The organism is Viridibacillus arvi (assembly GCF_001274945.1).
GTDB lineage: Bacteria > Bacillota > Bacilli > Bacillales_A > Planococcaceae > Viridibacillus > Viridibacillus arvi.
Genome location: NZ_LILB01000009.1, coordinates 121,264 through 139,617 on the forward strand (window position 1 = coordinate 121,264; position 18,354 = coordinate 139,617).

The window sequence follows — 18,354 nt, forward strand, 5'->3', positions numbered from 1 at the left end:
TATAGATGGGTAAAAATATATGAAGTTAGAGTAATAAGGAGATGTATTACGATGAATTGGAAAGGTAGAAGGCAAAGCTCCAATGTAGAGGATCGGAGAGGCATGAAGAGCCCTGCCGTAATCGGAGGGGGCATAGGCGGTATCGGTATAATTATCGTCCTCCTATATACATTGCTTGGCGGTAATCCACAAGATATTTTGAATGGTTCCGAACAGTCTATTCCTACAGAGCAGCAAAGCTCTACTTATATTCCAACTGCTGAGGAAGAAGAACTAGCGAGTTTTGTCAAAGTTGTCCTCGCAGATACTGAGGATGTCTGGACGGAAATCTTTAAAAAAGAAGGCATGACATATAAAAATCCTACGCTCGTGTTATTTTCAGGTAGCGTACAGTCAGGATGTGGAACAGCTAGTGCGTCTGTAGGTCCATTCTATTGTCCAGCTGATCAAAAGCTATATATTGATTTAAGTTTTTATCAAGAATTAAAGAACCAATTTAAAGCACCAGGTGATTTTGCCATGGCCTATGTTGTTGCTCATGAAGTAGGTCACCATGTACAAACATTGTTAGGAACTTCTGAAAAAGTACACGCGATGAATGGTAAGGTACCGCAAGCTGAATACAATAAATATTCCGTTATGTTAGAACTCCAAGCAGATTATTATGCAGGTGTATGGAGTCATTATGTACAAGGAGAGGGCCTTTTAGAAGAAGGAGATATTGAAGAAGCACTTACTGCTGCGAATGCTATTGGTGATGATACACTCCAAAAAGAAGCACGTGGTTATGTCGTACCAGAAAGTTTTACGCACGGTACATCTAAACAGCGTGTAAAATGGTTTGAAAAAGGATTCGATAATGGGACAATTGAAGGTGGAGACACTTTCAACGCCAAAGACTTATAGGAACTAGAAAAGGGTATAAAACATTGAAAAATACGAAAGAAGGCTAGTTTAGCACCTTTTTCGCATTTGACGAATATATTAATTGCTATGAAAATAGTGTATAATACTACAGTAAATTAATGGCTTATCCTCAAGTGGGCAAAAGTAATGCCCGCGCGTCATTTATATGTAGACTATTTGAAAGAGAGTGAAAATACATGGGACGTAAGTGGAACAATATCAAAGAGAAAAAAGCTGCTAAAGACCAAAGTACAAGCCGTATTAACGCTAAATTTGGACGTGAAATTTATGTAGCTGCTAAACAAGGGGAACCGAATCCAGAATCTAACGGTGCATTAAAAGTTGTTTTAGAACGTGCTAAGACATACAGTGTACCAAAACATATTATTGATCGTGCAATTGATAAAGCTAAAGGTGGCGGGGACGAAAACTTTGATGAACTTCGTTATGAAGGTTTCGGTCCGAATGGCTCAATGGTCATCGTTGATGCTTTAACAAATAACGTAAACCGTACTGCTGCAGATGTACGTGCTACATACGGTAAAAACAACGGGAACATGGGTGTCAGCGGTTCTGTAGCCTATATGTTCGATCCTACAGCTGTATTCGGTATCGAAGGAAAAGAAGCTGAGGAAGTACTTGAAATGCTAATTGAAGCTGATGTTGATGTACGTGACGTATTTGATGAAGGTGAAGCAACAATTATTTATGCTGAACCGTCTCAGTTCAACGCAGTACAAGAAGCATTAAAAGCACAAGGTATTACGGAATTCACAGTAGCAGAATTAACAATGCTACCACAAACTGAAATCCAACTTGAAGGCGAAGATCTAGCAAAATTTGAAAAGCTAATTGATGCACTAGAAGAACTTGATGATGTTCAACAAGTTTATCATAATGTTGAACTTTAATAGCTGAAGGTTCTCTGGTTCAAGAAATGCAATTTATGACTTGAACAATTTAAAGCCAGTGGCAATTTCGCCACTGGCTTTTTTATGAACTTTTGGGGCGTGGACAGTAAATAATACTGATTCCATATATCGGTAACAATAATTAGAGCGGTGATAAATAAAAATAAAACTAAGAGGTATCTCATAAGTCGATTTTTTGGCTTGGGGATACCTCTTTTATATACAAGAATAGAAGGTTTATAGATATTTTTTGCTGTTATTCAAAACTTGTTATTAGAGAAGAGTACAACTATTTTGTATTAAAAAACAATAATTATTTTAACCAAATGTCTATAATTTAGTTATATATTCCTTAATTTTTAATTGTTAAAATAAGTTATAGAGAAGTAAAATAGAATTAAACAATAGAAAGTAATAGTAAATAATTGATTAAAAAGGGTTTTGATATACCGTATTTATATATTGATATAGGAAAAATGTTTTCCTGAATATAAAAAATGTAAGGTATTAATATCTTTATCAAGATAAATTATTTTTAATAAATCAATATAATAGCGAACCGTAATATAGATTGAAAAATATTTAAATCATGAAGTGTACTTAAGAATAGATGCCATTATATTATTTCAATATATGCGAAGAGTGGAAATTTAACTGATGTTTACTAATGACATAAAAGGGTAGCTGATAAACGTGGAAATCTGATTTCCTAATTTTGGTCATCTAGTAGACCTGATAGGAAGGGTATTATATATGAGAATACTAACAATGTTATTGCTATTTTCTGCGCTTATTTTAAGCTCGTGTTCTTCATTTGAACAATCAGATAAGCAATTAAAAGTGCTTCAAGCAGAGGTACCTAAAGTTGAGACAGAAGCATTTACTCAAAAGTACCTTATCCAAAAGGATGGACGTATACGCACTAATTTGACAGATCGAACTGATAACTATTTATCCGAATCAGTTGGATTATGGATGCAATATTTAGTTGAAAGAGATAGCTATAATCAGTTCCATAATCAAGTTGAAGTGCTCCGAAGCTATTTTTTAACTAACGATAATTTAATTGCTTGGGAGCTAAATGGAGAAGAGAAGGCAGCTGCAAACGCTGCTATTGATGATTTGCGTATTTTGGATGCACTATTTAATGCAGGTGAGCGATGGGAAAATCCAGCATATACAAAACTCGCTCAACAGTTAGGGGAAAGTTTTGTTAGTGTCCAATTGAAAGATAACCTAATGGTTGATTACGTAGATTTAAAAAGTAAAAAACAGAGTAATGAAGTAACTCTTAGCTATATCATTCCTTCTAGTTTTGAACATTTACAAAGTGTGGGATTAATATCTTCTGATGTATATGAAGCAAACCGTAATTTACTATTAAAGGCTCCGCTCTCTAGAAATGCATTTTATCCAAAGTATTACGATGTGGAAAAAGCTACTTATTACTATGATGAAGAAATCAACTTAATTGACCAGCTATATGTCGGGTATCATTCGACTCAATGGAAAGGTAATACGGACAAGCTAATGAAGTTTTTGAAAATGGATTTTGCAACAAACGGAGGAAAGCTATTTGGCCGTTATGATGCAGAGACTCTTAGGCCAACCGTAAATTATGAAGCTCCTTCAGTCTATGCATTGGCGATCTTATTTTCATTAGAACGTGGTGATAAGAAGTTTGCTCAGCAACTTTATAATAGAATGCGGATTTTACAACAAAGTAATAAAAAGCAGGAATTTTACGGAGGATACATTGATGTAGAAACGCTAGAAACACATGCATTTGATAATTTATTGCCCTTAATTGCAGAAAGGAAGGGATTGAATGGGGCGGTTTTTAAACACAAATAAGCAAACTCTATTGCTTATTACGATACTTATTTTGTTATTACAAATTCCTTCTTATTTCATGTGGGATTATGAGAGAGAAGGAATTCTTTTATATATTTTTTTAATCCTTTTAATTATTGTGAGCTTGATATTGGGAACAGTAACAGGTCTGATTTTTAGTTTAATCTTTATCTTCATTATTGGTAGTGCTCTAATTTACTTTAATTACACTGATAGTGCGATTGCAAATAGCTTTACGATGCCGATACAACTGTTTTTGGTATATGGACTAATGCTGATTGTTCTAGTGTTAATTGGAGGACGCTTGCAAGAAGTTATTATTGCCCGGGAAAAGCTGAATCAGCGCTTGCAAGAAGAAGTACGCAATTTTATCGCTGTTGATGTAGAAACTGGTTTTGATAACAACTATCGAATGGGAATAACGATAACAGAAGAGATGATGCGTGTTGATCGTTACGGTAAATCATTTACTCTAATTCTATTACAGATCGACCATTTAAAAGATTTTAATAGACTTTATGGTGCTAAAGAGACAAAACATTTGCTTCAGGGATTAGCTCAAACAATGGATAAGGCAATGCGTTTGACAGATAAAAAATTCAGATATGATACAGATCGTTTTGCTATTTTATTGACAGAAACCGGTGGCGATTCAATTGATTTAGTAATCGATAAACTGGCTAGCAAAATAAAAACGCACCAGCTTTTAAGTGGCAAATATGTAACTTTGACATTCCGTACTGGTTATTTTGTATATGAGCCGAAACTAGACACTTCATATGAGGAGATTATCAGTAGGGTTGAAAGTGAGATGGTTTCTCATGAACTATAAACGGTTGATTCTAGGGATTTCCATCATAATTGTGATGTGCATTCAAAGTATACCTACATTCGCTTCAGTCTCAAAAGATCAGAAGAAACCAGCAATATTAGTAGTTTATCAGTCAACGGATGGTATTGCGAATTCAGACACTCTATTCCTTGAAGCAATTTTTGCAGGAATATCTGATCAAGTTCAGTTGTCGAGTGTGCAACAAGTAACAATAGAAACCATAAAAAATATAGATGTCGTCGTATTTGTAGGAGAAGACAGAAGTAATCTACCAACGCAATTTTTAAATGCTATAAAGCAATTTAAAGGCCATTTGATTGCTCTTGGTAAAAATGCTGAACAACTCCCCCGCTTTGAAAAATGGCAATTCTTCGGTAGCAAATCGTTACGTACTTTGGATGGAGAGCCTCTTTCTAAGTTAATGAATATAGAATATGTTAAACCGCCAAAAGGTAGTGAAGTGCTAGTTGAAGGTACTAATTTAAATGATAAATATCCTGTTATTGTGAAAGACAGAAATACATCATATATAGCAAAAACAAATTTTTTATCCAATGATAATTATATTTTGTCACGAGAATTATTTAATTTACTAGACTTGCAAGAACCAATAAAACATCTAGCCTATATTCGTCTAGAAGATATTTCCCCTATATCAGATCCGAAACTTGTGAAGGAAACAGGTGAATATTTGGCACAAAAGGGTATTCCTTTTTACATGGCACTAATTCCTGTTTATGTGAATAGTGAGTCAGGTGAGCAAGTGCAATTAAAAGATAATAAAGAGCTTGTGAAAGTACTACAGCATTTACAAAGCTTAGGCGGTATGGTTATTGCTCATGGCTATACACATACGTATCGATATACAGAAACAGGCGAAGGTTTCGAGTTTTGGGATTCAATAAACAATCAAAAAATTTCATCGATTAGCGCTAGTGATGACCCTATAAAAATGAAAAAAAGAGCTGATTTTTCGACAAAGGAAGCATATCGACACTATTTGGGATCAATCGATGAGATAGAGAAGAAATATATTGAAGATAAAATAAAGCTCTCTATTGAAAAATTAACAGAATTAAAATTGTACCCAATTTCCTTTGAAGCGCCACACTATGCAATGAGTTCAACGGGATATGACATTATTGCACAACATTTCACATCTATATTCGGGCAAGTTCAATTATCAGATGATACGTGGAAAAGAATGGGCGCGCCGTTAATGATAAGTAAGCCATCACTACTAAGTGATATGACATTATATCCTGAAACGATTGGCTTTATTGATCCAAGTAGGCCAGAGCCATTGAAAGAAATGGAAGAGAAAATAAAAAAAGTGCAGCAGGTTCCTGGCTCAGTCATTGGCGGTTTTTATCATCCATATTTAGGGTTGGAGTATTTGCCTGAAATGGTGAGTTTAATAGAAGAGGTACCCAATTTAGAATGGCTCGACTTACGGAAATCGAAACAAATTGTACAGTCTGAAAACATCATGATTCAGCAAGAAGATGGAGAGTTAAAAGTAGTCTCCCATATTAAATGGACAGATAAAGTAAAGCAAAGGATGGGAGAAAATCCATTTGAAATGGTGTTATGGATTTTAGCAATCATTGTCGCATTATTTGTTATAGCATTCTTTATTTATGTTGTGAGTTTACGTACAAAGCTGCGAAAACGATTGTTTGAGGAGCGAAATATAAATGGCTAATATATTATTCTACATTGCGCTATTTTTAATATGGATTATGCTTTTATACCATATGTTCTTAATGCAAGGTGGCTATCTTCACTTTAAGACATTTGAGCGTGTTATTCCTGAGTGGGAAAAGAAAATGGTTGATTTACCCACAGTTAGTGTTTTTATACCCGCACATAACGAAGAGGTTGTAATTGGGCAAACTTTACAAGCAATGTCGCGGTTACATTATCCGAAAGAGAAACTTGAAGTAATTGTTATAAATGATAATTCTTCAGATAGAACAGGTGAAATTGCAAGGCAGTTTTCAGAAAGGTACTCCTTTATTCGCGTCTTAGAAACAGAGCCTCCAAATAAGGGGAAGGGTAAGTCATCTGCGTTGAATGAGGCGTTAAGAAAATCATCTAGTGAAGTAATTGTTGTTTATGATGCAGATAATACGCCGGAGAAAATGTCAGTTTGGTATTTAGTCATGGGGTTAGTAAATGATCCGAAGGCAGCTGCAGTGGTTGGTAAATTTCGAGTAATTAATGCGGCAAAAACATGGCTTACACGTTTTATTAATATTGAAACGATTTGTTTTCAATGGATGGCGCAAGGTGGCCGATTTAAATGGTTCAAGGTGGCGACGATTCCGGGGACTAACTTTGCGATTCGAAGAAGTATCGTAGAAGAACTTGGTGGTTGGGATGTTAAAGCATTAGCTGAGGACACTGAGCTAACCATTCGTGTTTACAATAAAGGCTATCATATTCGATTCTTTCCTAAGGCTATAACATGGGAACAAGAACCTGAAACACTAAAAGTTTGGTGGAAGCAACGAACTCGCTGGGCACGAGGGAATCAATATGTCGTCCTTAAATTCTTGGGTCAATTTTTTAAGTTAAAACGCAAAAGTATTATTTTTGATTTATTTTATTTTTTCTTTACGTACTTCCTATTCTTTTTCGGTGTTATTTTATCAAATACTCTGTTTATCATTAATCTCTTCTATGATTTAAATCTATCAATTGGAAATGTAGCTCTTGCACTATGGATCCTGGCATTCCTTTTATTCTTAGCTGAGGTGATGATTACGCTAAGTATAGAAAAAGCAGAGATGAATCGAACAAATTTCTTTTATGTAATATTAATGTACTTTACGTATTCACAAATGTGGATTGTTTTAGTTGTTTATTCATTATTTTTAGAGATGAAAAGGGTGTTATTTAAACAAGAAGTGAAATGGTACAAGACAGAGCGCTTTGAACAAAAAGATAAAGGGGAAAAAAAATGAAGCAATATCAGTTATTAATAGCGAGTTTATTATGCATAATTATAGTGGCTTTGGCACCGATAAAGACTGAGGCTAACACTATAATTTCAGTCGATGGAATAAAAGTGAATAATACTAAAGGCACGAACCAAACACAACCGATTACCAATTCGCCTATTACATTAAACGGCCCAGCAGGTGAGGTCACTTTCTACTATGAATTAGTAGCGGATGCAAAAGGGCAAGAAAGTAAAATTGTATTGAATACTGAAAACTCTGAGTTACTAATTGCACCATCATCTCTGTCAGTTAGTATAGATAATAAAATGGTAAAGTCGATCGCAATTAATGGGGATAAGCCTGTACGTGAAATGACTGTTCCAATTAAAGGTGATGCTCTGAAAGAAGGAGTTCATGCTGTAACTGTTAAATATTATGGTGTGCTAAAAGAAGGTATTTGCGTTAAGCAAGGTACCTCAGCTAATTGGCTTACACTTAATATCAATTCATATTATCAGTTGAATGGTCTAGTAAAAAAATCAGATGTTTCGTTAGGTGAATATCCAACTAAATTTGTTGGAACTGAGGAACAACCTGTATATATTGTAATACCAGATAAGGCTTCAACAAGTTCGTTAAACAGTGCACTTCAGATGACTAGTTTCTTAACAAATCAATCAGGTAGAAAAAATACAGTACAAATTATTAGAGAATCTAAAATAAAAGAATTAAATCAGAATGTAGTATTTATAGGTGTACCTTCTGAATTTTCAAATTCAAATATAAAAAAACTATGGCAAGATGCTAATGTGAAGCAAACAGCAAATGCACTTAACCTATCCATTCGTACGTTAAAACAAGGGCAGAAAGAAACTTCAGCAATGTTTGTAACAGCAAACAAGGCAGCTGATTTAGAAGATAGAATGGCTATTTTAACTAATCCACAATTTTCAAAACAACTGAGCGGCTTAGATTTGTCAATAAAGGATATACCAAAACAATTAAAATTGACACAGAATGGTAGTGTCACATTAGAACAATTTGGTGCAGAGAATATTACCCTTGATAGTCAGAGTACTAATAGCGCGCATTATTATTACTATGTTTCAGCTGATACGCAACTAAATAAAGCATTTACACTCAATCTAAAATTAAAGAAATCCGAGAGTATTACATCTATAAAAGAACAAACGGAATTAGACACTAGTACGAATATGGAGTTAATCGTAAATGTAAATAATATACCGCATTCGGTGAATCTACGTACCTTAGCAGATAGTAAGGATGGAATTTATAATGTAAGTGTACCAATTGATGCCAAAGCTATTAGAGATAACCGTTTAATAGATTTGCAATTCCAAACTACTGGTTTGGGCGTGAATAATCCTTGTAAAGAAACAGATGAAAAACGTTGGATTTATATTGATAAGGATAGTAGTTTTACATTCCCAATAATACAAAATACAAATGAACAAAAGCGGATTACATTTGCTGCATTTCCTTATCCGTTTGTAAGTAAGGAAGGGATGACGGTTGTTGTCTTACCTAAAAAAGCAGATGTTTCAGATGGACAATTACTCAAGTTATATAGTGCGATTTTGCAAGGTGTTCAACAACCGACTATACAATTAAAAACTGCTGAGCAAGTAACAGCTAATGATGTTGAAAAAGCGAATGTTATATTTATTGGCGGGCCGAATGAACAACCTTTGCTACAAAAAAAGGCAACTGATTTGATAGTCTCATATAATGGGAATAAGGCTGTACTAAGTGATGAGGGCTTTGTTTCGGAAACGGCTCAACAATTTAGCTGGATCCAAAATAACCCTTGGAGTAAAGGCAATAATTCAATTCTTGTAATAGATCATCAAGGGTCAACTCTAGATTATATGGAAAATAATTTTCTTGAAGAAATAATAAACTCAGATGAATTGGCAACAGTCGTTGTACAATCTAGTGACAAGCAATTTTTTACTAATGCTGAATATGTGAAAACAAATAAGCAATTAAGTATCGATAGTAAAAATGGAAATAGTAATAACTCAATTTCAAAATGGTGGATTGTTGGGTTCGCAGGATTACTCTTACTAATTGGATTGTTGATTTTTAGGGTTAAAAGAAGAAAGTATAAGAAGTTAAGATAGATTGAGACAAGACTAGTTCAGATTAAATGGGCTAGTCTTATTTAGAAATGAATTACTAATGAAATCAATAAAAAGGCAGATATTAATTATTATACTTTAGCTATATTTAAATACCCTTGGAGCATTGATAGCTCTTAGGGTATCTTTATTATAATTATGAAAATGTTCAGAAGGAGGGAAATGGCATGTTTCTAAAGAAAGTAACTTTATTAAAAGACGGTACTGAAAATTTAAGTGAATATCCGTTCAGCATTCCTTCATTACAAGTACTTGAAACATTAGAATTTACGCAAAATGTAACATTTTTTGTAGGTGAAAATGGTTCCGGGAAATCAACATTACTAGAGGGTATTGCTGATAAATGTGAGTTTAATACAGCAGGTGGAAGTCGCAATAATTTATATGAAGTACATGCTGCAGAATCTGTATTAGGGAACCACTTACGGTTATCTTGGTCACCAAAAGTGATGAATGGTTTTTTCCTTCGAGCGGAAACGTTTTATCAATTTGCATCACATATCGATTCGGATCCTATGCATTTAAAAGCATACGGGGGAAAATCATTACATCAACAATCCCATGGAGAAGCGTTTCTTTCACTTTTCAAAAATAGATTTGGCAAAAAAGCCATTTACTTATTAGATGAACCGGAAGCAGCATTATCACCCGCTAGACAATTATCATTAATGCGCATTATGAAAGATTTAGAAGGTGAAGCACAGTTTATTATTGCAACACATTCACCTATTTTACTTGGTTATCCAGGAGCGACTATTTATGATTTTGATAGTCAACCGATTCAAGGAGTACGTTATGAGGAAACATTGCATTATATTTTAACAAAACGTTTTTTAGATAATCGGCAAGCTATCTTACATGAGCTTTTTGCCGATGATTAGGGGAGAGAGGAAAATGAATTATACATACATTAAGGGCGTTCCTAATGAAGAGCTTGTCAAAGGCATGCAAGACCTTCATAAGCATATATTTGAAGGCGCAGAGCTAGAGGTAAGCGAGCTGAAGGAGAAGCCTCAATTGTTGTGCTGTGTTGCTATAGATAATGCTAGGTTAGCAGGATTTAAATTGGGGTATGAGATAGAAGAAGGAAAGTTTTACAGTTGGCTTGGCGGAGTTCATACGGATTTTCGTGGTCAAGGAGTTGCTTCTCATTTAATGGAGCTACAGCATAAAGTAGTACAGGAGAGCGGATATAAGAAAATCCGTACAATAGGGAGAAACCACCGCAGAGCAATGCTTATTTTAAATCTTAAGCATGGTTTTAATGTTATCGAAACATTTATAAGTAAAAAAGGTACTCATAAAATAATACTAGAGAAGGATTTATAACGATTTTAATATGTGAATCTTTTCCATCATCTTTATCGTTAACAAATAAAAAGTGGAAGAGGTTGATATGTTGAAAGGTTTAATAAGGAGGCTTTTAATGATTGGAGGAGGCATTGTTGTCGTAGTCGGTTTAACTTTTTGGGTTGTGACAACTAGATGGCTATCTGATGGTGCAGAGCCGAAAGCAGATGGCTCCAATGAGTATGCACTTGTGCTAGGTGCCAAAGTGAAGAAAGGGAGCGTACCATCAAAATCTCTTTCCTATCGCTTAGATGCTGCGTTACAATATGCACAGCAATATCCTCACGTTAAGTTGATTGTGTCAGGTGGTCAAGGGCCGGATGAAGATGCTACGGAAGGGTCTGTTATGCAAGCATATCTAGTTGAGCATGGTTTAAGCCCTGAACGTATTATAATAGAGGGAAAAGCAACAAATACCTATGAAAATATTGTTTATTCTTTAAAGTTATTGGATGCGGATATTAGTGCTTTAACTATCATTTCAAGCGATTATCATTTAGCAAGAGCTAAGATGCTTGCTAATCGATTGGATCTTAAAGTAGATGTAGTTACAGCGAAAACGCCGAAAATAATTGAGGCAAAAGTACGTTTCCGTGAACGTTTTGCACTAGTAAAATCATATATCCTGGGTAGGTAGTTAATAGGAGGCTGTTAAGTGAGTATTTATAAATGGCAAGGTGCGGCAGGGGTTTGTTTAAATGACAACGGAGAAGTATTGATGGTTCTTCAAGCGGCACCAGGTGAAGATAAGAAATGGACAGTACCTAGCGGTGGTGTCGAAGGTAATGAAACGTTTGAGGAATGCTGTCGTAGAGAATTTTTTGAGGAGACAGGTTATGAAGTAAAAGTGATAAGAGAACTTTATACGAAGTCAAACGAACTTAAAGAGCTAGGGATTGAGATTGATGTACATTATTTTCATGTGGAAATCATAGGTGGAGAGCAAGTTAATGCAGATCCCGACAATTTAATTTATGAAATCGCATGGAAAAAGGGTGAAGAGCTATCGTCCTTATCGATGGCATATTCTGACGATGTACCATTGTTGCAGGAATTTATTCGAGCATTAAAATAAAAATAAAAAGGCAATCCCTAATTGGATTGCCTTTTTGTTATTGTGCTAAAAATTCGCTAATTTGGTCGCGATATTTTGACACAGATGAAGCGGATACTTCGTAGTATGCTGCAACATCTTTGACTTTTGATAAACCGCCTTCAGGTATGATAGCAGCAGCTTGTCCAGCAAGCACTGCACCTGCAGCGACAGTATTGGCTTTTTTAGCTTTTACTGTGTTTTGTTCTAAATATTGTTGTAGTAAGGCAGTGAATGCATCAGCAGATAGATTGTATTCAGTTACGTATTGCTGCACTAGTTCAAGAATTTCAGTTTGGAAAGGTGATAGTTCACTTTCTGTTACTGTTTTCTCTACTTCAACAGCTTTAGTCACAGGTACTTCTTCAACAACAGTAGTTGCCACTTCTGATTGAACTTCTGGAGCAACAGCTTCTAGGAACGTTTTGTACAATTCAAATGAATCAGTAACATTACTTTCAAGCTTGCTAGCTAAAGCTTTTGAAATGTTTACTTTGTCATTTGGGATGAAAATAACGCTACTTGTTGCAGTTAAACCATTTTCACCTTTGCGCTTATCTGGCATGAAAATACCGAATAACCAGTTACCGCTGAATTTCTTAGATGGAGAGCCAGTCATCAAATAACGTTTTTTAGATACTTCATCTATTAAAGTAATTAATTCGCCATTTTGCGACTCAACTTTTGCAAGTAAGAAAGTCGGTGTTAACCAAGCTGATAGAATATCTTTTACTTGCGGACGAATAGGTTGTGCTAATTGTTTATTTAAATAGTTTCTCCACAAATTTGGGCGATCAATATAAATATATGTTTCCATAGCAATTGTATCTATTAAACTGTCTGCAAATGCATGATTTAATGCATTTTGCCATTGATGATTGCGTTTTTCTAATGCATGATAGTCAGCTGTATTAAAGGATTCTTTTACAAAACCTTCCACGATGCGATCGATATCTTCACTTACTAGTGTTGAAATATCTCCTACTGCATTTTTACCACAACATTTTTTGTATTTTTTACCACTGCCACATGGACAAGGATCGTTACGACCTATCAATGTAAAGCACCTCACTTTATAATTAGGCATGAAAATAGGTTAGCACAAAATGAGCTAAAACATAAGTCTTTTAGACGTAGTATTTTAAATAAGTAATTAAATACCATTTTTTTAACTAATTACGACAATAATAGTTGCAATATTTCTGAAAATATTGAACAATAAGCTTAACGTTTCGACTATCGAAAGATAAAGGGGAGAAGGATACATATGACAACATTTAAAGACTATGAATATAAAAAACCAGATTTAGCAGCAACTAAAAGTAAATTCCACAAACTTTTAGAGGAATTTAAAGCTGCTCAAACAGTAGAAGAACAAAGTGCAGTGATCAGTGCTATTAATGAATTACGTAATAATTTTTCTACTCAATCTACTTTAGTAGAAATTCGTGCTTCTATTGATACAAATAATGAATTTTATCAACAAGAGAGAGACTATTTCGATGAGATTAACCCTGAGATGGATGATTTAGTCACTGAATACTATAAAGCTCTAACAACTTCAGCGTTTAAAGAAGAATTGCAAGAGAAGTGGGGACAGCAATTATTTGATTTAGCAGAATACCAAATTAAATCGTTCTCACCTGATCTCATCTCATTGATGCAAAAAGAGAACAAACTAACGTCGGAGTATTCTAAATTAGTAGCTTCAGCTCAAATTGATTTTAATGGTGAAGTATTAACGCTTGCACAATTAGGCCCTTATGGAGAATCGACAAACGCTGAAACTCGTAAAAAAGCAAAAGAAGCAAGTTTTGGTTTCTTTAAGGAAAATGAAGCGAAATTTGATGAGATCTATGATGAGCTTGTAAAAGTACGTCATGAAATGGCAGTGAAATTAGGTTATAAAAACTTTGTTGAACTAGGTTATATTCAAATGAATCGTATTGATTATAACGCTGAAATGGTAAAAAAATTCCGTGATCAAGTAAGAGATTATATTGTTCCTGTAGCAAATAAATTATATGAACGCCAAGCAAAACGCATAGGTGTAGATAAATTAAAATACCAAGATGAAGGATTAAATTTCTTAACAGGTAACGCAACACCAAAAGGAACACCTGAATGGATTGTGGAAAACGGTAAAAAAATGTATGAAGAGTTATCCCCAGAAACTGCTGAATTCTTCAATTTCATGATTGACAATGATTTGATGGATTTAGTAGCGAAAAAAGGAAAAGAGGGGGGCGGTTATTGTACATTTATCGATGATTACGAATCACCGTTCATTTTCTCAAACTTTAATGGTACTTCTGGTGATATTGATGTGTTAACACATGAAGCAGGCCATGCTTTCCAAGTATATACGAGCCGTAATATTGGTATCCCAGAATATATTTGGCCAACATTTGAGTCTTGTGAAATCCATTCTATGAGTATGGAATTCTTCACATGGCCTTGGATGGAGCTATTCTTCAAAGAAGATACTGAAAAATACAAATTTGCTCATCTAAGTGGAGCGTTATTATTCTTACCATATGGAGTAGCTGTAGACGAATTCCAACATGTTGTTTATGAAAATCCTGAAATGACACCAGCAGATCGAAAAGCTGCTTGGAAGAAAATAGAGGAAATTTACTTGCCACACCGTGACTATGATGGTATTGAATATGTAGAACAAGGCGGTTTCTGGCAGCGTCAAGCTCATATTTATGCTAGTCCGTTCTATTATATTGATTACACGTTAGCGCAGATCTGTGCATTCCAATTCTGGAAACGCTCAAGAGAAAATCACGAGGAAGCATGGGCAGATTATATCCACCTTTGCCAATTAGGGGGATCACAATCTTTCACTAATCTTGTAGCGGAAGCGAATCTAGTATCGCCTTTTGAAGAAGGTTGTGTTGAATCTGTCATTGATTCAATTGAGGAATACCTAAATTCAGTTGAAGATGACAAATTGTAAAAGGTATCTATTAGGCACCGGTAATATCTCGTCCTTTTTAATCATTTTAATGATTGAGAGGGCGAGTTTTTTCATTTATATTGAGCCTAATAAATAAAATAGTAGATGACCATTTATAATGTAGCAAAATTGTTTATGCATAAAAAAGCCTTATTGAATTTAAGTTTTCAATAAGGCTTTCTACTATTGTCCGATTTGCTCTCGCCGAAGTTGATCGGAGTATTGCAGTATCGTTAATGTATTATTTATATTTTTTTGTGATCTGTTTGTGAGCTTTGCCTTTTTCATTGTTTCCCTCGTTAACAATGAGGCGGGATGTTGAGCACTTGGTGCGATATACATCGTGTGATCGCTTATATAAGAGCCCCCAGGCAAGTAATAGCGCATACCGAGTAGATTATGTTCATATTGGAATAAGTTATGTCCTATGAGCTGTGAAGTAGGTTCAATGCCAAGCAAATTCAAAAGTGTAGGCATTAAATCCGTTTGTCCACCAAGATGTGAAATTTGCTCATTATCAAAAATTCCTGGTACCGTAAATAGTACAGGTACTATGAATCGATCATTCAAATTGTAAGGATGACCAAGCAAATCTTCTAATAGCAATTGGTCTTCTTCTGTTACAGGTTTTCCATGTAAACCAGAATGATCACCATAAATGAGAATAACGGAATTATCGTACATTCCTAACCGTTTAAGATTCGCAACAAATTGACCAATTTGCCTATCTGTATAACGAACTGATTGTAAATAGTCTCCAACATATGTGTCGTTGAATTTCGTTGGTAATTCTAGATATTTGTAGTCTTCAGGCATTTTAAATGGCGTATGGCTAGTTAGTGTAATGATATTGGCGTAAACTCGATTAAATTGTTGTAACAAGCTCTGTACTTGTGATTCAGCAAAACGAAATGTTACTTCATCTGCAGGACCAAACCCGATAATTTGTTGTTCTGGAATATCCTCTGATGTAAAAACATGGTTAAAACCAAGTGCAGGATATAGCTTATTACGATTCCAATACGATATATCATCTGCATGAAATGTGGCTGTACCGTAACCTTCTTCACTCAGCATTCGAGGTAAGGAAGCAACTTCTGAATCCTTTAGCAAATTGACAGTAGGGTCCATGCCTTCAGGATAAAGTCCTGTATGCATAACCCACTCAGCATCTGAAGTGTTGCCTGCACCGATTTGTTGGTAAACATTATTGAAATACGCGCTATCTTCTAATAGCTTATTCAGATTTGGTGTAATTTCTTGTCCATTAATATCTCGGTTAATGACAAAGTTTTGTAATGATTCTACTTGAATTACAAAGACGTTGCGATTTTTAGCGACACCAAATGTTTGGTGCTTGTTAAATGGAACATAGTCATTGCCCTTTAGTTTTTCAAGATCGGCATCAGTTAGCTTTTCTTGAGTAGCAAGTGCGACACCAAAACTTCGAGCATATAATTGGACGACTTGTGATTGCAAGTAGCCATTTTCTTTTGCGAAATAAGATACATCAATCAGTGGTTGCCTAAATGCTAGGCCTGTCGTTATAACACTTATACATGTGAAAGCCAGAAGCCCTTTTCTAGCACCATTGTAGTAAAGTGGTTGTTTGTCTTTAGTGAAATAGTGAATCAAAGGTAGAAATAAAATAATATCTAAGAAAAAAAGGTAATCATAGGGGGTTCCAAGTAATGCAACTGTACCACCGACTGAATGAGATTGATAGATTTGCTTGACGTCATAATAGGAAGGTAAGGTTGAAAAATACCGAGTGTAATACAATATGACGATAAATAAAGTAGATAAAACAGCATTAAAAATCCATACAGCAAGCCATGTACGCTTTTTAAATAACACTACGACAAGAGTAAGTGCCAAAGCCCACATTGGATACTCTAGTAACACAATTTGTGAAACCGAGCGGTTGTGGAAAATCACCGTACGAAATGCGATTATCTTCACAAGTAATACGGCGAGAATGAGAGTATATGGATGTAGTAAATATTTCTTGGCCACATGAGCCCAATTGCTTTTCATTACACCATCACCTTTATGTAAAGTTCTACTAAATAACGTAACAACACCCAACTGGAAAATCAACTAATGTCACTGGAATTACTTATTTTTTTTAGAATATTTGTATTATTGTATTTTCTATTATAACTGTTTGATTTCTTTTCCTACATAAAATATCGTATACTTAATGATAAAATGGGCCCATTAAGGCGATAAGGAAGTGAAGTTTGTGACGAAAAAATTATGGTTTCAAACAGGTGTCGGAATATTACTCGCTTTATTAATAGTTAAGTATTTTTTAGAAATTAAACATTTGTTTTATCCAGTGGTTATTATTGCGAGCGCAATTTTTACTCCACTTTTATTAGGAGGAATTTTATATTACATAACAGAGCCAATTCAGCGTTTTTTAGAGAAACGTAAATTTCCGCGCTGGGCAAGTATTTTGACCATAATTATTGCATTAATAGGGGCACTTGGGGGCTTTGTCTCGTTGATTGGTCCTTCTATTGCAGAGCAGATGAATCATTTAGTAAAGAGCACACCTTATTTAGCAAGTGAAATTACAGATATGGCTGATTATATCCAAGATAATCGTGGAAGTTTTCCAGATCAAGTAAATGAATTTATAGATAAGATGGCAAACTCTATTCAAAAATACGCAGTAATGACAAGTGTATTTTTAGTACAACTAATACAAACGATTGTGTCATGGGCATTTATCTTAATATTGGTGCCTTTCTTCTTTATTTTCATGTTAAAGGATCATGAGAAATTTGCGCCATCAATGTATAAACTGTTTTCTGGGAATCGTCGTGAATGGATAAAGAAAACACTGTCGGATATTGATGATGTGCTGCGCTCTTATATTCAAGGACAACTACTAATTAGTCTATTATTAGCTACTATGATGTATATCGGTTATTTAATAATTGGATTGGATTACGCATTGTTATTAGTTGTTTTTGCATTTTTCATGAATGTCATTCCATTTATTGGACCGTGGATTGCATTTGTCCCAGCCCTAATTATTGGATTTTTACAAGACCCGAAGTTAGCCATTTGGGTGTGTGTTGTAACTTTAGTAGCGCAACAAATTGATAGTAATTTAATTACACCGAATGTTATGGGTAAATCATTAGATATTCACCCACTGACTGTTATTACAATCATTTTGGCCGCAGGTAATATTGCAGGATTCCTAGGTATCTTACTTGGTGTACCAGCTTATGCGGTTGGGAAAGTAATTGTGAAAAATATTTATGAACATCGTAAAGAAATTCGTTCAGCTGCAACAAAGAATGTGTAGGTGCCAAA

Annotated in this window: 15 protein-coding genes; 13 read left to right on the forward strand and 2 right to left on the reverse strand. The window is 34.9% G+C overall.

Annotated features, from left to right (window positions below; translation table 11 throughout):
- Window positions 1-51 precede the first annotated feature (51 nt).
- The 11 genes from ypfJ (at window position 52) to AMD00_RS21865 (ending at window position 12,038) form a co-directional block, all read left to right on the forward strand.
- Window positions 52-906 (forward strand): KPN_02809 family neutral zinc metallopeptidase, encoded by an 855-nt coding sequence (gene ypfJ, locus AMD00_RS21815; RefSeq protein WP_053419106.1) that lies wholly within the window; start codon window positions 52-54, stop codon window positions 904-906.
- A 197-nt stretch (window positions 907-1,103) separates the two neighbouring features.
- A complete protein-coding gene (locus AMD00_RS21820) occupies window positions 1,104-1,817 on the forward strand; it encodes a YebC/PmpR family DNA-binding transcriptional regulator (protein ID WP_053419107.1) in 714 nt (237 codons plus the stop codon).
- 753 nt (window positions 1,818-2,570) lie between these two features.
- Complete coding sequence (locus AMD00_RS21825; protein WP_053419108.1) at window positions 2,571-3,671, forward strand: glycosyl hydrolase family 8; 1,101 nt, start codon at window positions 2,571-2,573, stop codon at window positions 3,669-3,671.
- Window positions 3,646-4,503, forward strand: coding sequence for a diguanylate cyclase domain-containing protein (locus AMD00_RS21830; RefSeq protein WP_053419109.1), 858 nt, complete (start codon window positions 3,646-3,648; stop codon window positions 4,501-4,503). The genes AMD00_RS21825 and AMD00_RS21830 overlap by 26 nt, the downstream gene beginning before the upstream one ends.
- Entirely contained in the window at window positions 4,493-6,208 is a 1,716-nt protein-coding gene (locus AMD00_RS21835) for a DUF2334 domain-containing protein (protein ID WP_053419110.1), read from the forward strand. Before AMD00_RS21830 ends, AMD00_RS21835 begins: the two co-directional genes overlap by 11 nt.
- On the forward strand, window positions 6,201-7,472 hold the full coding sequence (locus AMD00_RS21840; protein ID WP_053419111.1) for a glycosyltransferase family 2 protein: 1,272 nt from the start codon (window positions 6,201-6,203) through the stop codon (window positions 7,470-7,472). The genes AMD00_RS21835 and AMD00_RS21840 overlap by 8 nt, the downstream gene beginning before the upstream one ends.
- Window positions 7,469-9,595, forward strand: coding sequence for a cellulose biosynthesis cyclic di-GMP-binding regulatory protein BcsB (locus AMD00_RS21845; RefSeq protein ID WP_053419112.1), 2,127 nt, complete (start codon window positions 7,469-7,471; stop codon window positions 9,593-9,595). Before AMD00_RS21840 ends, AMD00_RS21845 begins: the two co-directional genes overlap by 4 nt.
- Before the next feature lie 185 nt (window positions 9,596-9,780).
- Entirely contained in the window at window positions 9,781-10,494 is a 714-nt protein-coding gene (locus tag AMD00_RS21850; protein WP_053419113.1) for an AAA family ATPase, read from the forward strand.
- Window positions 10,495-10,507: 13 nt separating this feature from the next.
- The gene (locus tag AMD00_RS21855) at window positions 10,508-10,942 is read left to right on the forward strand and encodes a GNAT family N-acetyltransferase (protein WP_053419114.1); all 435 of its coding nucleotides are present in this window, start codon (window positions 10,508-10,510) and stop codon (window positions 10,940-10,942) included.
- A gap of 97 nt (window positions 10,943-11,039) precedes the next feature.
- Complete coding sequence (locus tag AMD00_RS21860; protein ID WP_053419115.1) at window positions 11,040-11,600, forward strand: YdcF family protein; 561 nt, start codon at window positions 11,040-11,042, stop codon at window positions 11,598-11,600.
- 18 nt (window positions 11,601-11,618) lie between these two features.
- Window positions 11,619-12,038 (forward strand): NUDIX hydrolase, encoded by a 420-nt coding sequence (locus tag AMD00_RS21865; RefSeq protein WP_322787057.1) that lies wholly within the window; start codon window positions 11,619-11,621, stop codon window positions 12,036-12,038.
- 37 nt (window positions 12,039-12,075) lie between these two features.
- Here the strand turns inward: AMD00_RS21865 and AMD00_RS21870 are convergent, their stop codons facing one another.
- Window positions 12,076-13,113, reverse strand: a complete 1,038-nt coding sequence (locus AMD00_RS21870) for an SEC-C metal-binding domain-containing protein (RefSeq protein ID WP_053419116.1) — start codon at window positions 13,111-13,113, stop codon at window positions 12,076-12,078.
- 210 nt (window positions 13,114-13,323) lie between these two features.
- Between AMD00_RS21870 and AMD00_RS21875 the strand changes: the two genes are divergently transcribed.
- Complete coding sequence (locus tag AMD00_RS21875) at window positions 13,324-15,021, forward strand: M3 family oligoendopeptidase (protein WP_053419117.1); 1,698 nt, start codon at window positions 13,324-13,326, stop codon at window positions 15,019-15,021.
- A 183-nt stretch (window positions 15,022-15,204) separates the two neighbouring features.
- On the opposite strand, the gene AMD00_RS21880 is transcribed toward AMD00_RS21875, so the two are convergent.
- Window positions 15,205-17,058 carry an LTA synthase family protein gene (locus AMD00_RS21880; protein ID WP_053419118.1) on the reverse strand — a complete coding sequence of 618 codons (1,854 nt, stop codon included), beginning with the start codon at window positions 17,056-17,058 and terminating at the stop codon, window positions 15,205-15,207.
- A gap of 208 nt (window positions 17,059-17,266) precedes the next feature.
- Between AMD00_RS21880 and AMD00_RS21885 the strand changes: the two genes are divergently transcribed.
- Entirely contained in the window at window positions 17,267-18,346 is a 1,080-nt protein-coding gene (locus AMD00_RS21885; RefSeq protein ID WP_053419119.1) for an AI-2E family transporter, read from the forward strand.
- The last annotated feature ends 8 nt before the right edge of the window (window positions 18,347-18,354 follow it).